The 16,716-nt window shown below is 66.2% G+C and carries 17 protein-coding genes; 5 read left to right on the forward strand and 12 right to left on the reverse strand.

Annotated elements, in window-relative coordinates; translation table 11 throughout:
• Window positions 1-36: 36 nt before the first annotated feature.
• From eno to BWQ92_RS04110, 9 genes are all read right to left on the reverse strand, one after another.
• On the reverse strand, window positions 37-1,317 hold the full coding sequence (eno, locus tag BWQ92_RS04070) for a phosphopyruvate hydratase (RefSeq protein ID WP_076798405.1): 1,281 nt from the start codon (window positions 1,315-1,317) through the stop codon (window positions 37-39).
• Window positions 1,318-1,438: 121 nt separating this feature from the next.
• Window positions 1,439-2,059: a MazG nucleotide pyrophosphohydrolase domain-containing protein gene (locus BWQ92_RS04075; protein WP_076803500.1), complete on the reverse strand. Its 621-nt coding sequence runs from the start codon at window positions 2,057-2,059 to the stop codon at window positions 1,439-1,441.
• Between the two features lie 100 nt (window positions 2,060-2,159).
• Entirely contained in the window at window positions 2,160-3,302 is a 1,143-nt protein-coding gene (locus BWQ92_RS04080; protein ID WP_076798406.1) for an adenosine deaminase, read from the reverse strand.
• 159 nt (window positions 3,303-3,461) lie between these two features.
• Window positions 3,462-4,163, reverse strand: a complete 702-nt coding sequence (locus BWQ92_RS04085) for a DedA family protein (RefSeq protein WP_076798407.1) — start codon at window positions 4,161-4,163, stop codon at window positions 3,462-3,464.
• A 102-nt stretch (window positions 4,164-4,265) separates the two neighbouring features.
• Window positions 4,266-4,883: a DedA family protein gene (locus BWQ92_RS04090; RefSeq protein ID WP_076798408.1), complete on the reverse strand. Its 618-nt coding sequence runs from the start codon at window positions 4,881-4,883 to the stop codon at window positions 4,266-4,268.
• 2 nt (window positions 4,884-4,885) lie between these two features.
• Window positions 4,886-6,199, reverse strand: coding sequence for a thymidine phosphorylase (locus BWQ92_RS04095; RefSeq protein ID WP_076798409.1), 1,314 nt, complete (start codon window positions 6,197-6,199; stop codon window positions 4,886-4,888).
• Window positions 6,196-6,597, reverse strand: coding sequence for a cytidine deaminase (locus tag BWQ92_RS04100; RefSeq protein WP_076803501.1), 402 nt, complete (start codon window positions 6,595-6,597; stop codon window positions 6,196-6,198). The genes BWQ92_RS04095 and BWQ92_RS04100 overlap by 4 nt, the downstream gene beginning before the upstream one ends.
• A gap of 221 nt (window positions 6,598-6,818) precedes the next feature.
• Window positions 6,819-8,018 carry an amidohydrolase gene (locus tag BWQ92_RS04105; protein ID WP_076798410.1) on the reverse strand — a complete coding sequence of 400 codons (1,200 nt, stop codon included), beginning with the start codon at window positions 8,016-8,018 and terminating at the stop codon, window positions 6,819-6,821.
• 99 nt (window positions 8,019-8,117) lie between these two features.
• Window positions 8,118-9,251: a mannose-1-phosphate guanylyltransferase gene (locus tag BWQ92_RS04110; protein WP_076798411.1), complete on the reverse strand. Its 1,134-nt coding sequence runs from the start codon at window positions 9,249-9,251 to the stop codon at window positions 8,118-8,120.
• Between the two features lie 257 nt (window positions 9,252-9,508).
• Here BWQ92_RS04110 and sdhC point away from each other — a divergent pair, with 257 nt between their 5' ends.
• From sdhC to BWQ92_RS04135, 5 genes are all read left to right on the forward strand, one after another.
• Complete coding sequence (sdhC, locus tag BWQ92_RS04115) at window positions 9,509-9,889, forward strand: succinate dehydrogenase, cytochrome b556 subunit (RefSeq protein ID WP_076798412.1); 381 nt, start codon at window positions 9,509-9,511, stop codon at window positions 9,887-9,889.
• A gap of 3 nt (window positions 9,890-9,892) precedes the next feature.
• A complete protein-coding gene (locus tag BWQ92_RS04120) occupies window positions 9,893-10,384 on the forward strand; it encodes a succinate dehydrogenase hydrophobic membrane anchor subunit (protein WP_076798413.1) in 492 nt (163 codons plus the stop codon).
• A gap of 105 nt (window positions 10,385-10,489) precedes the next feature.
• A complete protein-coding gene (gene sdhA, locus BWQ92_RS04125; RefSeq protein WP_076798414.1) occupies window positions 10,490-12,292 on the forward strand; it encodes a succinate dehydrogenase flavoprotein subunit in 1,803 nt (600 codons plus the stop codon).
• Window position 12,293: 1 nt separating this feature from the next.
• Window positions 12,294-13,076, forward strand: a complete 783-nt coding sequence (locus BWQ92_RS04130) for a succinate dehydrogenase iron-sulfur subunit (protein WP_076798415.1) — start codon at window positions 12,294-12,296, stop codon at window positions 13,074-13,076.
• Window positions 13,077-13,184: 108 nt separating this feature from the next.
• Window positions 13,185-13,955, forward strand: coding sequence for an alpha/beta hydrolase family protein (locus tag BWQ92_RS04135; RefSeq protein ID WP_076798416.1), 771 nt, complete (start codon window positions 13,185-13,187; stop codon window positions 13,953-13,955).
• On the opposite strand, the gene BWQ92_RS04140 is transcribed toward BWQ92_RS04135, so the two are convergent.
• Genes BWQ92_RS04140 through trpS form a run of 3 tightly spaced genes read right to left on the reverse strand, consistent with a single transcriptional unit; the run spans window position 13,912 to window position 16,715 of the window.
• Window positions 13,912-14,976, reverse strand: a complete 1,065-nt coding sequence (locus BWQ92_RS04140; protein WP_076798417.1) for a YihY/virulence factor BrkB family protein — start codon at window positions 14,974-14,976, stop codon at window positions 13,912-13,914. The two genes, BWQ92_RS04135 and BWQ92_RS04140, sit on opposite strands and share 44 nt — an antisense overlap.
• Before the next feature lie 37 nt (window positions 14,977-15,013).
• Window positions 15,014-15,622, reverse strand: a complete 609-nt coding sequence (locus BWQ92_RS04145; RefSeq protein ID WP_087873655.1) for a 2'-5' RNA ligase family protein — start codon at window positions 15,620-15,622, stop codon at window positions 15,014-15,016.
• Between the two features lie 4 nt (window positions 15,623-15,626).
• Complete coding sequence (trpS, locus tag BWQ92_RS04150; protein ID WP_076798419.1) at window positions 15,627-16,715, reverse strand: tryptophan--tRNA ligase; 1,089 nt, start codon at window positions 16,713-16,715, stop codon at window positions 15,627-15,629.
• Between the last annotated feature and the right edge of the window lies 1 nt (window position 16,716).

A 16,716-nucleotide genomic window follows, 5' to 3' on the forward strand; every position in this document is an offset into this window, starting at 1 on the left:
TCCACCATAGCCACCGGTCAGCTGTTTCTTTGGCTACTAGGCCTTGAAACGCGGGAACGCGCTGCGGCCGGCGTAGCGTGCGGCGTCGTCGAGTTCCTCTTCGATGCGCAGCAGCTGGTTGTACTTGGCAACACGCTCGGAGCGGGCCGGAGCACCGGTCTTGATCTGGCCGGCGTTGGTGGCAACGGCGATGTCGGCGATCGTGGTGTCTTCGGTTTCACCGGAGCGGTGCGAGGTGATGGTGGTGTAACCGGAGCGCTGGGCGAGGGAAACCGCGTCCAGGGTCTCGGTCAGGGAGCCGATCTGGTTGACCTTGACCAGCAGGGAGTTGGCCGTGGCGGCGTCGATGCCCTGCTGCAGGCGCTCGGGGTTGGTGACGAAGAGGTCGTCGCCCACCAGCTGGACCTTGTCACCGATGGTGTCGGTGAGGATCTTCCAGCCTTCCCAGTCGTTCTCGTCCAGCGGATCCTCGATGGACACCAGCGGGTAGTCGGCAACGAGTTCGGCGTAGTAGGCGCTCATCTCGGCGGAGCTCAGCGACTTGCCTTCGAACTGGTAGGCGCCGTCCTTGAAGAATTCGGAGGAGGCGACGTCCAGTGCCAGCGCGATGTCCGTGCCCGGGGTGTAGCCGGCCTTCTGGATGGCTTCCTGGATCAGGTCCAGGGCGGCGCGGTTGGAGGGCAGGTTCGGTGCGAAGCCGCCCTCGTCGCCGAGGCCGGTGGCCAGGCCCTTTTCGTTCAGCACGGACTTGAGGTTGTGGTAGACCTCAACACCCCAGCGCAGGCCCTCGGAGAAGGTCTCGGCACCGATGGGGGCGATCATGAATTCCTGGATGTCGACGTCGGAATCCGCGTGCGAGCCGCCGTTGAGGATGTTCATCAGCGGAACCGGCAGAACGTGGGCGTTCGGGCCGCCCAGGTACTTGTACAGCGGCAGGTCGGCCGAGGCTGCTGCAGCATTGGCAACTGCCAGGGAAACGCCGAGGATGGCGTTGGCGCCCAGCTTGCCCTTGTTGGCGGTGCCGTCCAGGTCGATCATGGCCTGGTCGATGCTGCGCTGGTCGGTGGCGTCGAAGCCGGTCAGGGCCGGTGCGATCTGGTCGATGACGGCGTCAACGGCCTTCTGGACACCCTTGCCGAGGTAACGGCCCTTGTCGCCGTCGCGCAGTTCAACTGCTTCGTGCTCGCCGGTGGATGCACCGGACGGAACGGCAGCACGGCCGATCTGGCCGTCGGAGAGGAGAACTTCAACTTCGACGGTGGGGTTGCCACGGGAATCGAGGATCTCGCGGGCGTGGATGGCATCGATAAGCGCCATGGATTTGCTCCTTGTGGGCGATATTGCGGGGGTTTCTAGAAGGAAAATCTCGACGTCCTCGTCAGGGACTAGCGTAGTCGAGAGTGGTGCACGTTACGGAAACCTATCCAGAACCCGGACGTCATGATCCGGGCGCGGAAGATTCGGGGTGGCGGTTCTGGTACCGGCGGACGGCCCCGCGGAGGGCGCGTTCGGCGTCGAACCCCCTGCTCCGGGCAGAACGCACGACGGCGAGCAGCAGCTCGCCGAGCTCGGCTTCCGTTTCCATTGTTTCGGCGAGCCGGGTCCCGGCGAACTCGACCCGCGGATGTTCTTCAGCCGGAGGCAGCCCGGCCCGTTCGGCCCGGTCCAGGGTTTTCTGGGCCTGGGCCAGTGCGGGCAGGGCCACCGGGATGCCCTCGAACGGCGTGCTGCGCTGCGGGCTTTCGGCCTTTTTGACGGCATCCCACTTGAGCACGATCTCCTCCACGGTGGCAGGGAAGGAGTCCTGGAGGGAACCGTCCGGACGGAACACGTGCGGGTTGCGGCGGATCATCTTCTCGGTGAGGCCGCGGGCGACGTCGCCGAAGCCGAACACTCCGCGTTCCTCGGCGAGCCGGGCGTGCAGCACCACCTGGAGCAGCACATCGCCGAGTTCGCCTTTCAGCTCAGCCTCGTCCGCACCCGTCTCGATGGTCTCGGCCACTTCATGGGCCTCCTCCAGCAGGTACTCCACAAGGGACTCGTGGGTGAGGGCGCCCATCCAGGGGCAGTGCTCGCGGAGGGCAGCGATGATCCCCAACAGCTCCCCCACCTCGCCGGCCGGTCCAGGATCCGGAGCGGATTCAGGCTGTCGGGCAGCTTCAGCCAAGGTCGCCGTACGCGTCGTTGATGTACTCCACGAGGGCTTCCTTTTCCTCCAGCGGCAGGAAGGACGCTTCGGCCGCGTTGAGCGTGAGCTCCAGCAGGTCGTCGAGGTCGTAGTCGAAGGTTTCCACCAGCAGCTCGAACTCGTCCGTGAGCGTCACACCGCTCATGAGGCGGTTGTCCGTGTTGATGGTTACGTTGAAGCCGAGCTGGTACAGCATGTCCAGCGGGTGGCTTTCGATGCCCTCGCCGAAGCCGGCAATGGCGCCGGTCTGCAGGTTTGAGGACGGGCAGATCTCCAGGGCGATGCCGCGGTCCCGGATCCAGCTGGACAAGTTGCCGAGCGTGACCAGGCCGATGTTGTCGCTGTCCTCGTCGGCGTCGTCCTCGTCGAACTCCACCATGATGTCCTCCGCGATGCGGACACCGTGGCCCAGGCGCAGCGCGCGGCCGTCAACCAGGGCGGACTGGATGCTGTCCAGTCCGGCGGCCTCGCCGGCGTGCACCGTGGCCGGGAAGTTGTTTTGGGCCAGGTAAGTAAAGGCGTCCCGGAAGCGCGAGGGCAGGAAGCCGTCTTCGGCGCCTGCGATGTCGAACCCGACGGCACCCTTGTCGCGGTGCCGGACGGCGAGCTCGGCGATTTCCTGGCCCCGGTCGGCATGCCGCATGGCCGTGATCAGCTGGCCCACCTGGATCTCGCGGCCGGTCTCGGCCACCGCCTCAACACCCGCTTCGAGGCCTTCCTGGACGGCCTCGACAACCTCGTCCAGGGTCAGTCCCTTCTGGAGGTGCTGCTCAGGTGCCCAGCGCACTTCGCCGTACACCACGCCGTCGTCCGCGAGATCCTCCACGAACTCCTTGGCGACGCGGAACAGCCCTTCCCTGGTCTGCATGACCGCGACCGTGTGGTCGAACGTCTCGAGGTACCGGACCAGGGATCCGGAATCGGCGGACTCGCGGAACCATTCGCCCAGTGCCGTCGGATCAGTGGACGGCAGGGTGTGCCCCACGGCTTCCGCCAACTCGATGATGGTGGCAGGGCGCAGGCCGCCGTCCAGGTGGTCGTGAAGGGAGACCTTGGGCAGGCTCTTCAGGTCGAAGTCAAGGGCAGGGGCGGCGTCAACGATTGGCTCAGTCACGTACCAACTCTAGGGTTGGACCGGCGGCAATGCCAACGAAGCGGGAGGATGCCCAAACCTGCCTCCGCCAGCGCGAACGTACAGTTGTGGCCCCAAATCCGAATGGAAATGGGGCCACAACTGTACGTTCGCGCTGGGCGGCTTCTGCTGTGCCTCCTGTTAGGCCACGCGGCTGGTCTCTTCCGGGACGTCGTTCCCGTCCGGGAGGCTGCCCTCTTCCGGAACCCTGCCCTCTTCCGGAACTGGGGCGTCGTGGCGGCCAAGCCGCTTGTGCCACCAGCGAAGGGCGTGGTCGATGATGATGCCCAGGATGATGGCGAACACGACGGCGATGCCCGCGCCCAGCAGCGGGTTGTGGTGCAGCCACGGGAAGGAACTGGCCACGAGGCCGATGCCGATCGAATAGCCCACCCACGTGAAGCAGGCGAAGGCATCCAGCACGAAGAACCTGCGGTGCGGGTACCCGGTGGTGCCGGCAACGTAGTTCACGGCGACACGTCCCCAGGGGATGTAGCGCGCCGTGAAGATCAGCACGGCGCCGCGCTTCTCCAGTTCGTAGCGCGCCCAGCCGAAGGCCTTCTGCACCTTGGGCCGGCGCATCCATTTCCAGCGCTCCAGCCCGATCTTCCGGCCCAGCATGTAGGCCATGTTGTCACCCGCCATGGCCCCGGCCAGGGCAGTCAGGCCGAGGATCCAGAGGTTGGGCTCCCCGCTGTGCCGGGAGAAGGCTGCCAACGCGACGATGAGGGTCTCGCTCGGGACCACCATCGCGAACCCGTCCACGAAGAAAAAGAGCAGTAAGACGGGGTAAATCCACCATTGACCCGCTGCATGGAGCACGGCCTCATTAATAAACTCCACGCGGCTGATGCTCCTAGGAAATATAACAAGACGGGAAGTGACGCAAATCGCTCTTTAGTGTCGCATGGCGGAACGATAGTGCGCTATGCCCTGATTGGAAAGTCAACTTTCCCGGAACGGATCCGGAATGCGGTTCCGCACCCGGTTGATTCCAATGTCCACCAGGATGCCCAGCATAATGGCGCAGACAATGGCGATCACGGCTCCCAGCAGGTGGTTTTCCTCGAACCACTGGCCGAAGAACAGGCCGATGGCCACTGAGTACGAGGCCCAGAGGGTGGCGGAAAGGACGGTCAGCCCGATGAAGCGGGAATGCGAATAGTGCGTGGCCCCTGCCGTCAGGTTCACCGCCACCCGGCCGATGGGGACGAACCGCGCCACCAGGATCAGCGACGCCGGCCGCTTGCGCAGCTCCCGCCCGGCCCACCGGAATGCCCGCTGCATCCGTGGCCCGCGCATCCACGCCCAGCGCTGGATGCCCACGGCGCGGCCGATGAGGTAGGCGGCGTTGTCGCCGGTGAAGGCGCCCAGCCCGGCGACGGCGGCCAGCAGCCACGGATTGGGAACATCCGCCGTCGCGGCCACGGCCGCCAGCCCCACCACCACCGATTCACTGGGGATGGGCGGGAAGAAGCCGTCGATAATGCAGCAGCCCAGGACTATGAACAGGACCCATGGCTGGCCGGCTGCCGCCAGGATGAAGTCGTTGATGGCCTGCACGGTCAGGCGATGCGGTCGATGATGAGCTGCTGCGCGGGCCGGGAACCTTCAGGTGCGATCGTCACGGCATGATCGAGCGCGTCCTTGGCCCGGGCAAACTTCCCGGGCGTGTCCGTCAGCAGGGTCATCAGCGGTTCACCGGCGCGCACCACTGCACCCGGTTTGGCGTGCAGGCGGACACCCGCTGCTGCCTGCACCGGGTCCTCCTTGCGGGCCCGCCCGGCGCCGAGCCGCCATGCCGCCACACCCACGGCGAACGCGTCGAGTTCCACGAGGACGCCGTCCGCCGGCGCGTAGATGGTTTCCGTCTCCTTGGCCGCCGGCAGCTTGGCCCGCGGGTCGCCGCCCTGCGCCGCGATCATCCGGTTCCAGACGTCCATGGCCCTGCCGTCCTTGAGCGCAGCGGCCGGATCGGCGTCGGAAACACCGGCGCACCGCAGCATCTCCTCTGCCAGCCTCACTGTCAGCTCGACGACGTCGGCCGGGCCCCCGCCTGCCAGGACTTCAACGGCTTCCTCCACCTCGATGGCGTTGCCTGCGGTCAGCCCCAGCGGCGTGCTCATGTTCGTCAGCAGGGCCACCGTTTCCACCCCGGCGTCCTTGCCAAGGGCCACCATCGTCTCTGCGAGTTCGCGCGCGCCGGCTTCGTCCTTCATGAACGCCCCGCTGCCCACTTTGACGTCGAGCACCAGCGAGCCCGTGCCCTCGGCGATCTTCTTGCTCATGATCGACGAGGCAAGCAGCGGGATGGATTCCACGGTGCCCGTGACGTCGCGGAGCGCATAGAGCTTCTTGTCCGCCGGGGCGAGCCCTGGCCCGGCGGCGCAGATCACCGCGCCCACGTCCTGGAGCTGGGCCATCATTTCGTCGTTGCTCAGGGCCGCGCGCCAGCCGGGAATGGACTCGAGTTTGTCCAGCGTGCCGCCGGTGTGGCCCAGTCCGCGTCCGGACAGCTGCGGGACCGCCAGCCCGAACACGGCCACGAGGGGTGCCAGCGGCAGGGTGATCTTGTCCCCCACCCCGCCCGTGGAGTGCTTGTCCGCCGTAACCTTCACGCCGCCGTCGGGCCGCCGGAGGCCGGAGAAGTCCATCCGCTCCCCGGAGGCGATCATCGCCGCGGTCCACTGGGAGATTTCGGCGCGGTCCATGCCGTTGAGCAGGATGGCCATGTTCAGCGCGGCCATCTGCTCCTCGGCGATGACGCCGCGGGTATACGCGTCGATGGTCCAGGCAATCTGCTCCGGGCTGAGCACGCCCTTGTCGCGCTTGGTCCGGATGATGTCGACGGCGTCGAACGGCTCGGTCCTCTGGGTCACCGGCTTCCTTCCAGGTGTTCGGGTCCAAATGCATCAGGCAGCACCTGGTCCATGGTCTTGATTCCCTGCGTCGTCATGAGTTCCATGCCCGGGGCGCGGAACTCGTACAGCAACTGCCGGCAGCGTCCGCAGGGCATGAGCACATTGCCGCCGCCATCCACGCAGTAGAAGGCGCGCAGGAGGCCGCCGCCCGTCATCTGCAGGTTCCCCACGAGGACGCACTCGGCGCACAGGGTCAGGCCGTAGCTGGCATTCTCCACATTGCAGCCGCTCACGATCCGGCCGTCCGCCGTGAAGGCCGCGGCGCCCACCGGGAAGCTGGAGTAGGGCGCGTAGGCACTCTTCAAGGCCTCGAGCGCAGCACCCTCCAGGGCCGCCCAGTCGATCATGGCGCCCATTGCGCTGGCGTCGTTCTGCACGGCCGTCACCCCTTGGCGTACGGGGTGCCGCTGGCCGGCACCCGGGTGCGCAGCAGCGCACTCATGAGCCCACTTTAGTGTCCTGCCCCAAGTCCGGGTAACTCGGGCCGGCTAAACACGCCAAGCGCGAACGTACACTTGTGGCCCCTGGGAAGCGCTTCCCAAGGGCCACAACTGTACGTTCGCGCCTGTCCCTGAAGCTAGAGGTCGCGGATGGTGCGGAGCGCTGCGGCGGTCAGGACCTGGATGCCGTATCCGAGGGCACGCTCATCCAGGATGTAGTCGCCGCGGTGGAGGTCGTACTCCTCGCCGCCGGGAGTCTTGGTGCCGAGGCGCATCATGGCCCCCGGCAGCTCGGCGAGGAACCATGCGAAGTCCTCCCCGCCCATGGACTGCGGCGTCAGCACCACTGCACCCTCGCCGATCTCGGCGCGCGCCGCGGCCTCGATCAAAGCCGTCTCGTGCTCGGAGTTGACCACCGGAGGAACGCCCCGGGTGTGCTCCAGCCGGACGTCGACGCCGTAAGGGGCGGCCACCTGGTGCACCACCTCATCCAGCAGTTCGCCGGCGCTGTGCCACGCATCGCGGTCCAGGCAGCGCATGGTTCCTGCCATGTATCCGGTGCCGGGAATCGCGTTGGGTGCCGAGCCTGCGGAGATGTGCCCCCACACCACCGAGACGCCGCTGCGGACATCAACCCGGCGGGACAGGACGGCCGGCACGTTCACGGCAATCTGGGCCAGCGCGAAAACGAGGTCCTCGGTCAGGTGGGGACGCGAGGTGTGCCCGCCCCGGCCGGAGAGCTCAATCCTGATGGTGTCGGAGGCCGACGTGATGGCGCCGATGCGGGTGCCGATCTTGCCCACTTCGATGCGCGGGTCGCAGTGCAGCGCCAGGATGCGGGGCACGCCCTCCAGCACGCCCTGCTCAATGCAGGCGTGGGCGCCGCCGGGCATGGTTTCCTCGGCGGGCTGGAAGATGATGCGCACGGATCCGCCCAGCGGGGATTCCTGGTGCATGCGGTGCAGCACCAGGGCGATGCCCAGCATGGTGGTGGTGTGCACGTCGTGGCCGCAGGCGTGCGTGACGCCGTGGTTCTTCGAGGCGAACGGCAGTCCCGTTTCCTCGATGATCGGCAGGGCGTCGATGTCGCCGCGCAGCGCCGTGGCGATCGGGCCCTCCCCGATGTCCACGGTCAGGCCGGTGCCCTCCAGCCGGCGGGGCTGGAGGCCGGCGGCCTCGAGCCGCTCCACCAGCTTGTCCGTGGTCCGGAATTCCCTGAAGGACAGTTCGGGGTGCGCATGCAGGTCGCGGCGAAAATCGATCAGTTCCGGCAGCAGGGGCTCGAGCCACGGTTCCACCAGGGCGGTCGGCTCAGCTTCAGTAGTGTAATTGCGCACACCTCAACTCTAGCGATGCCGGAAAAATTAGCGGCATCGCCTTCTCCGCGTTACGCGTTCGCTGTTCCCGGTTCACCCGTCGTCGGGAACAGCAGGGCCCTAGAGGACGTCGGTGTCGCCGCTGGCCTTCAGCGCGTCCACGGCCTGCTTCACCCGCTGCGAGTGCTGCTTGGTGGTGACCAGCAGCGCATCCGGGGTGTCCACGATCACGACGTCCTTGATGCCGATCAGTGCGATTACGCGTTTGGTGTCCGAGACCACCACGCCGCTGGCGTTTTCGGTGAACACACGGGCGCCCTCGCCGAGGACGGTCACCTCGTCCACTTCCTTGGCGCTGTTCAGCCGTCCCACGGACGCGAAGTCACCGACGTCGTCCCAGCGGAAGGATCCGGGTACGACGGCGACGTCCCCGGCCGCCGCTGCAGGCTCGGCTACCGCGTAGTCGATGGCGATCTTGGGCAGCGTGGGCCAGATCCGCGCGGTGACTTCGTCACGCTGCGGCGTGTCCCACGCCTGGGCGATCTCCTGCAGGCCGTTGAACAGCTCGGGCTGGTTCGCTTCCAGGTGCTTGAGCATGAGGGAAACGGGCGCCACGAACATGCCCGCGTTCCAGACGTAGTCGCCGCTGTCCACATACTGCTGGGCAACGTCCTCGTCCGGCTTCTCCACGAACTCCACCACAGCCTGCGCGTTGGGGGCCGCCGGAATGCGCAGTGAGTCTCCTGACCGGATGTAGCCGAACCCCGTGGAGGGGTGCGTTGGCTTGATGCCGATGGTTACGATCTTGCCGGCGGCGGCGGTGTGGATGGCCTCACGGACGGTGTCCTGGAAGAGACCGTCGGGGCTGATCACGTGGTCCGCGGCGAAGGAGCCCATGATGACGTCCGGATCACGCTGGTGCAGGATGGCTGCGGCCAGGCCGATCGCGGCACCGGAGTCCTTGGGCTCGCTCTCGAGCACGAGGTCGCCGTCCTGCACCTCGGGCAGCTGGCTGCACACGGCATTGCGGTGCGCCACGCCGGTGACCACCAGGACGCGGTTTCCGGCCAGCGGTTCGAGGCGGTCGTAGGTGGCACGCAGGAGCGTGCTGCCGGACCCGGTGAGGTCGTGGAGGAATTTGGGAGCTGCTGCACGCGACAGAGGCCAGAGGCGGGTCCCCACACCACCTGCAGGAATCACAGCGATAAAACGGCTGAGAGGTGAGTCCTGGCTTGTCACTTTGTCGTTACTCATCAAGGCCTACTTTAGCCGAAGCACCTCAACGTGCCCCTTCGGCGCCCTGCCGCAGGCGAATACAGTGGCAGCAAATGTGGTGTTTGTCTCAAAATAGCCGAAAATCCGTACAGTACGTGGCGGGCAAGGACCACCTGAATTGAATAAGCTGTAAGCGAAGCCTAGATTTAGGCCTGAGCTACGAGTGCTCTCGCAGCAGGCGTTTCCCCCGGCGTGGATCCCGCGCCAGCGCCGCTGTGTTCAGGGAGGTTTATTCAGTGCCGACGAAACCAGCTGGCACCTTGTACCGCGGCCGTGAAGGCATGTGGTCCTGGGTTGGACACCGTATTACGGGTGTAGTGATCTTTTTCTTCTTGTTGGTCCATGTGCTGGACACCTCGCTGGTGAGGGTGTCGCCTGAGGCCTACACCGCCGTAATCGGTGCCTACAAGAACCCGCTGATGGCCCTGGGTGAAACGGGCCTCGTCGCAGCGATCGTGTTCCACGCCTTCAACGGCCTGCGGATCATCGCCGTCGACTTCTGGAAGAAGGGCGCCAAGTACCAGCGTCAGATGCTCTGGGTGGTACTGGGCCTGTGGGTCGTCACCATGGTCGCCTTCGCCATCCGCCACCTGTCCCTCGCGCTCGGAGGTCACTAAGCCATGTCCGCAACTGAGATCCAGTCCCCTCGCAGCGGACAGATCATCGGCAAGCCCGAGTCCGGCAGGATCGCCCCGAAGTACCGCCGCAACGGCACCTCGCGCGGCAACTTCGAAATGCTGGCCTGGCTGTTCATGCGCCTCTCCGGCGTGGTCCTGGTTGTGCTGATCTTCGGCCACCTCTTCGTTAACCTCCTGGTGGGCGAGGGCATCCACGCCATCGACTTCGGCTTCGTTGCCGGCAAGTGGGCAGATCCGTTCTGGCAGTTCTGGGACCTCGCCATGCTGTGGCTGGCCATGCTGCACGGCACCAACGGCGTGCGCACCATCATCAACGACTACGCCGAGAAGGATTCCACCCGCTTCTGGCTCAAGATGGTCCTCTACGCAGCCTCCGCCGTCATCATCATCCTCGGCACCCTGGTGATCTTCACCTTCAACCCGTGCCCGGTTGTGGACGGCGTCCAGCTGCCCGGCGGCTTCTGCCCCGCGTAGCATCCCGTGGCGGCCCGCCATCGATTGGCGGGCCGCAATTTTGTGCGGAGACGGCTCAGACCGCCCGCTGTTTTATTGCGAATTTAGAGAGAAAGAGCGTCTGGTATGCAGGTCCATAAGTACGACGTCGTCATCGTCGGTGCCGGTGGCGCCGGGATGCGCGCCGCGATCGAGTCCGGTCAGCGTGCGCGAACAGCAGTACTGACCAAGCTCTACCCCACCCGCTCCCACACGGGTGCGGCGCAGGGCGGCATGTGTGCTGCCCTGGCCAATGTCGAGGAAGACAACTGGGAATGGCACACCTTCGACACCATTAAGGGCGGCGACTACCTGGTTGACCAGGACGCCGCCGAGGTCATGGCCAAGGAGGCCATCGACGCCGTGCTGGACCTCGAAAAGATGGGCCTGCCGTTCAACCGCACGCCCGAGGGCCGCATCGACCAGCGCCGCTTCGGCGGCCACACCCGTGACCACGGCAAGGCTCCGGTGCGCCGCGCCTGCTACGCCGCCGACCGCACGGGCCACATGATCCTCCAGACCCTGTACCAAAACTGCGTCAAGCACAACGTTGAGTTCTACAACGAGTACTACGTCCTGGACCTCCTGACGGTCGAGGAAGACGCCGTCCGCGAGGACGGCACGCCGTACAAGCAGAAGCGCGTTGCCGGCGTCGTGTCCTACGACCTCGCCTCCGGCGAGCTGCACGTCTTCCAGGCCAAGTCCGTCGTGTTCGCCTCCGGCGGCGCCGGCAAGGTCTTCAAGACCACCTCCAACGCCCACACCCTCACCGGTGACGGCATGGGCATCGCGTTCCGCCGCGGCATCCCCCTGGAGGACATGGAGTTCTTCCAGTTCCACCCGACCGGCCTGGCAGGCCTGGGCATCCTCCTGTCCGAGGCCGCCCGCGGTGAGGGCGCCATCCTCCGCAACTCCGAGGGTGAACGCTTCATGGAGCGCTACGCCCCCACCATTAAGGACCTCGCCCCGCGTGACATCGTGGCCCGCTCCATGGCCAACGAGGTCCGCGAAGGCCGCGGCTGCGGACCGAACAAGGACTACGTGCTCCTTGACCTGACGCACCTTGAGCCGGCCCACATCGACGCCAAGCTGCCGGACATCACCGAGTTCGCCCGCACCTACCTCGGCGTGGAGCCCTACACGGAGCCGGTTCCGGTCTTCCCGACGGCGCACTACGCCATGGGCGGCATCCCGACGAACATCGCCACGGAGGTCCTGCAGGACAACGACACCGTGGTTCCGGGCCTGTTCGCCGCCGGCGAGGTGGCCTGCGTTTCCGTGCACGGCTCCAACCGCCTGGGCACCAACTCCCTGCTGGACATCAACGTGTTCGGCAAGCGTGCCGGCATCGCCGCCGCGGAGTACGCCAAGACCGCTGGCTTCGTGGAGCTGCCGGAGAACCCGGAAGGGTTCACCAACCAGCTGCTGGACGTCGCCCGCAACGCGAACGGCACCGAGAAGGTCTCCGCGATCCGCAAGGAACTGCAGGACACCATGGACGCCAACATGCAGGTGTTCCGCACCGCCGAGACGCTCAACCAGGTCCTCAGGGACATCGAGTCCTTCGAGGAGCGGTACACCCGCATCAACGTCCAGGACAAGGGCAAGCGCTTCAACCTTGACCTGCTGGAAGCCGTTGAACTCGGGTTCCTGCTGGAACTGGCCCGGGTCATGACGGTTGCTGCCCTGTACCGTGAGGAATCGCGCGGCGGCCACTTCCGCGAGGACTTCCCGGACCGCGACGACGAAAAATTCATGAAGCACTCCATGGCGTACAAAGAAGACCACGCACCGGCCGACGGTTCCGCGGAGGAGGCAATCGCCGGTGTCCGGCTTGCCACCAAGCCGGTTGTCTTTACGCGCTACGAGCCGATGGTGAGGAAGTACTAATATGTCCGCTGAACTTGCTGAGCCAGCCTCCAAGATCGAACTTCCCGCCGGTGTTGGCGGCGGCGGGGAAATCCCGACATTCGACATCACCATGCGCGTTCGCCGCTACGACCCCGAGGTTTCCGGCGAAGCCCGCTGGGACGACTTCAAGCTGACCATGTATGGCACGGACCGTGTTCTGGACGCGCTGCACAAGGTCAAGTGGGACGTGGACGGCAGCCTGTCGTTCCGCCGCTCCTGCGCCCACGGCGTCTGCGGTTCCGATGCCATGCGCATCAACGGCCGCAACCGCCTTGCCTGCAAGACCCTGCTGAAGGACCTGGACACGTCCAAGCCCATCACCGTTGAGCCCATCAAGGGCCTGCCGGTGGAGAAGGACCTGATCGTGGACATGGAGCCGTTCTTCCAGTCCTTCCGCGAGGTCATGCCGTTCCTCATCAACAAGGGCCACGAGCCCACCAAGGAACGCCTGCAGTCCGTCGAGGACCGTGAGCGCTTCGACGACACCACCAAGTGCATCCTGTGCGCCGCCTGCACCTCGTCCTGCCCCGTGTTCTGGACCGACGGCCAGTACTTCGGCCCGGCAGCGATCGTGAACGCCCACCGCTTCATCTTCGACTCCCGTGACGACGCCGGCGACATGCGCCTGGAAATCCTCAACGACAAGGAAGGCGTGTGGCGCTGCCGCACCACCTTCAACTGCTCCGAGGCATGCCCCCGCGGCATCCAGGTCACGCAGGCCATCGCAGAGGTCAAACAGGCCATCCTGGCCCGCAAGATCTAGGGACCGCTGACCAGCGGACAAAAGAGTACGACGGCGTCGCCCACCACGTGCGGAAAACGTACGGTGAGCGGCGCCGTCGTTGTTTAACGACCCAAAGGGAGAAAACAGATGCACCGCTCCGAGAAAGTCTCCTTCGAAGGCACCACCGGTGAGCTGCTCTCCGGCATCCTCGATGTGCCGGAAGGCCCTGTAAAGGGCTGGGGCGTCTTTTCGCACGGCTTCACGCTGGGCAAGGACAGCCCTGCGGCGTCCCGGATGTGCAAGGCACTCGCGGACAACGGGATCGGCATGCTCCGGTTCGACAATGTGGGCCTGGGCGGCTCCGCCGGGCAATGGTCCGCGGGCTCCTTCAGCCACAAAGTGGCGGACACGGTGCGGGCGGCGGAATACATGCGGGCCGAGGGGCGGGCCATTTCCCTGCTCGTGGGGCATTCCTTCGGCGGCGCCGCTGTCCTTGCGGCGGCGTCCGAAATCCCTGAACTCGACGCAGTTGCCACGGTGGGTGCACCCTTCTCCCCCAAGCACGTCGCGCACGTCTTCGATGCGGCCCTGGACAAGATCCTCAGCGAAGGCAGCGCCGAGGTGGACCTGGGCGGCAAGCGGGTGGAGATCCGCCGGCACTTCGTGGAGGACCTGGAGAACGCCGACCTCACGGACTGCATCCGGCGGCTGCACAAGCCGCTCATGGTTCTGCACTCCCCCACGGACAACACCGTGGGCATCGAGAATGCCAGCACCATCTTCCAGACCGCCCGCCATCCGCGGAACTTCGTCTCGCTGGAGGGCAGCGACCACCTGCTGACCGGCAAGGGCCAGGCGGCACGGGCGGCGAAGATTATCGCGGCGTGGGCCGACCAGTACCTCGACGCCGGACACTGACGCCCACGGGGCGCGGATGATCGGCCGGATGGTGCCGCTCCACCGGCGTCTTTCCGGGCTGCACCTGCCGTGCACCCCAGCCGGTGGTTTTGGCTGCCGGAGCGGCCTTCAGGTCCTCCTCGCGGATGGCCGCCCAGGACGCGGACACGAGGTAGACCTGGCTGACCAGATTGAACCAGATCAGCAGGCCGATGATGATGGCGAACGGCGCCAGGATAGGGTTGCGTCCCGCCCCGGCAAGCAGTTCCGTGCTGAAGACCTGCAGGACCGTGGTGCCCACGCCCGCGAGGATGGTTCCCTCAAGCAGCGCCTGCCGGGAGAGCCTGAGGCCGCCGGCCAGCCGGAACATGATGAGCGCCGTGATCCAGTTCAGCAGCAGCGGCACGGCGATCTTGATCAGCGCCGCCACAGGCCCGGCCACCGCCGGGTCCAGGCGCAGTTGCTCCATCGCCCAGCCCGCCGCGGTGCCGAACACGAGGGACGCACCGGAGCTGATGACCAGGGCGACGCCGAGCAGCAGCAGCGTCCCGGCGTCGCGCAGTTTGATGACCACGGGATTCAGCCGAAGCGGGCCCAGCATCATCACACCGCGGAGACCTTCGCGGAGGCCGGCGATCCAGCCGAGGGACGTGATGACGGTGACGATCGCGGCGATGACCGCCGTCCACCCCAGCCCGTCGGGGTTCAGGAGGTCCTTCGGGTCCACCAGTCCCTCGCCGCCGTCGACCTTCAGCAGGCCCGGGGCGCTTTCGGCCACGCTGGCAACGATCCGGTCCAGGAGTGCCGGCTGGCCCCGGAGCACGAGGCCCGCGATGGAGAAACCGGTGGTCAGCAGGCCGGTGATGGAAAAGAACATGTTGAAGCCGGTGCCGGCACTCATCAGCGGCCCGTGCTGCAGCGTGTAGTGCTGCCAGGCCCGCATGGGGCGGAAGGCGTTGAGGCGGGCCAGGAGCCACTGGACCAGGGCCATGAGCTGCGGAAAGGCGCCCTTGCCGGACCGGCGGGCTTTGCCCCACTCCACCCGCTTGCGGATGACCTCCAGCTTCAGCTGCGCGCGCTCAGTGGGCGGCGGTGGCGCCGTCGGCGTTTGGTGCTCGGAGGGCGTCCCGTTCGTCGTCTGGTTCGGTACCAAAGTCAAGCTCTTCCCGTAGCTGCCAAATACCGTCGGTGTCGTGCTCGTAAAGTCCCATGCTAACCACCGGGAAGGTTGCCCTGTAGTCCTGCAGCACCGTTTCGGCCTCATCGAGGCTTTCCGGTGCGACGTCGTGGGCAATGGTCACATGCGGATGGTACGGAAAGGGCAGCTCCCGTGCCAGCGGCCCGGTCTGGAGTTTCTCGTGCAGATCAACGCATTCCTGGAAGCCCTCCTCCACGTTGATGAAAACCACCGGGGAGACGGGCCGGAAAGATCCCGTTCCGCAGATCGTCACCATGAAGGGGGCCTGCGTCCGGGCCACCTCGCGCACATGGTCCCTGGCCGTCTCCCAGTCCTGCGTGGGGGTGGTGGTCACGAGGGTGATGTGCGCAGGGATGACGGTGGCCATGGGGTCCCCGAAGGAGGCCCGCCACCGCTGCAGTTCCTCAGCGATTTCAGGCGGGAAGCCCAGAATGACCCCGAGGCTCATTCCTTCGCTGACTCCGCTGTTGGCGGGCTTCGGGGCCGGCATCTTGCTAACGGGCTCCGGCATATGGAAGGAAACCGGTCTTGGCATAGACGTCCTGGAGGGTCTCGGCGGCAATCGCACGGGCCTTGTCCGCGCCGTGGGCCAGCAGGCGGTCCAGCTCCGCAGGGTCCGCCAGCAGTTCGTTGGCGCGGTCGCGGATGGGGGTCAGGTGTTCGGTCACCGCTTCGGCGAGGTCCACCTTCAGGTGGCCGTACATCTTGCCTTCGTAGGCTTTGACCAGCTGCTCCACGGTCTGCCCGGTGATGCCCGAGTAGATGGTCAGCAGGTTGGACACGCCGGGCTTGGTTTCCCGGTCGAAGCGGATCTCCGTCTCGGCGTCGGTCACGGCGGACTTGATCCGCTTGGCCGTGACCTTGGGGTCGTCGAGCAGGTTGATCAGGCCAGCGGGCGACTCCGCGGACTTGGACATCTTGGCCGTGGGAAGCTGCAGGTCGTAGATCTTGGCCGATTCCTTCTGGATGAAGGGTTCCGGAACCGTGAACGTCTTGCCGAAGCGCGAGTTGAACCGGGTGGCGAGGTCGCGGCTGAGCTCCACGTGCTGGCGCTGGTCCTCGCCCACCGGAACGCCCTGCGGCTGGTAGAGCAGGATGTCCGCGGCCTGGAGGATCGGGTAGGTGAACAGGCCCACGCTGGCGGAGTCCGAGCCCTGCCGGAGCGACTTGTCCTTGAACTGCGTCATGCGGGAAGCTTCGCCGAAACCCGTGATGCAGTTCAGGACCCAGGCCAGCTGAGCGTGCTCGGGCACCTGGGACTGGACGAACAGGGTGCACTTGTTGACGTCCACGCCGCCGGCGATGTACTGGGCCGCCGTGACGCGCGTCCGCTTGGCCAGCTCCGCGGGGTCCTGCGGAACGGTGATCGCGTGCAGGTCCGGGATGAAGAAGATGGCGTCGTACTCGTCCTGCATCCGTACCCAGTTCACGAGGGCGCCGAGGTAGTTACCCAGGTGCAGGGAGTCGGCGGAGGGCTGCATGCCGGAGAGGATGCGGTGGCGGATTCCGGCAGCAGGCCCGGTGCCGTTTGCGGCTTCCGGCTGCGCAGCGGCGGCGTCGGTCACGGTGGGGGTGGAAGTCATT

It is taken from the genome of Arthrobacter sp. QXT-31, assembly GCF_001969265.1.
GTDB lineage: Bacteria > Actinomycetota > Actinomycetes > Actinomycetales > Micrococcaceae > Arthrobacter.

Coding starts and splice junctions, on each gene's coding strand:
- sdhA (WP_076798414.1), top strand. CDS start 10,490: ATGCAGGTCCATAAGTACGACGTCGTCATCGTCGGTGCCGGTGGCGCC.
- BWQ92_RS04120 (WP_076798413.1), top strand. CDS start 9,893: ATGTCCGCAACTGAGATCCAGTCCCCTCGCAGCGGACAGATCATCGGC.
- BWQ92_RS04145 (WP_087873655.1), bottom strand. CDS start 15,622: ATGCCGGCCCCGAAGCCCGCCAACAGCGGAGTCAGCGAAGGAATGAGC.
- eno (WP_076798405.1), bottom strand. CDS start 1,317: ATGGCGCTTATCGATGCCATCCACGCCCGCGAGATCCTCGATTCCCGT.
- trpS (WP_076798419.1), bottom strand. CDS start 16,715: ATGACTTCCACCCCCACCGTGACCGACGCCGCCGCTGCGCAGCCGGAA.
- BWQ92_RS04110 (WP_076798411.1), bottom strand. CDS start 9,251: ATGAGTAACGACAAAGTGACAAGCCAGGACTCACCTCTCAGCCGTTTT.
- BWQ92_RS04130 (WP_076798415.1), top strand. CDS start 12,294: ATGTCCGCTGAACTTGCTGAGCCAGCCTCCAAGATCGAACTTCCCGCC.
- BWQ92_RS04135 (WP_076798416.1), top strand. CDS start 13,185: ATGCACCGCTCCGAGAAAGTCTCCTTCGAAGGCACCACCGGTGAGCTG.
- BWQ92_RS04100 (WP_076803501.1), bottom strand. CDS start 6,597: ATGGGCGCCATGATCGACTGGGCGGCCCTGGAGGGTGCTGCGCTCGAG.
- BWQ92_RS04075 (WP_076803500.1), bottom strand. CDS start 2,059: ATGGGCGCCCTCACCCACGAGTCCCTTGTGGAGTACCTGCTGGAGGAG.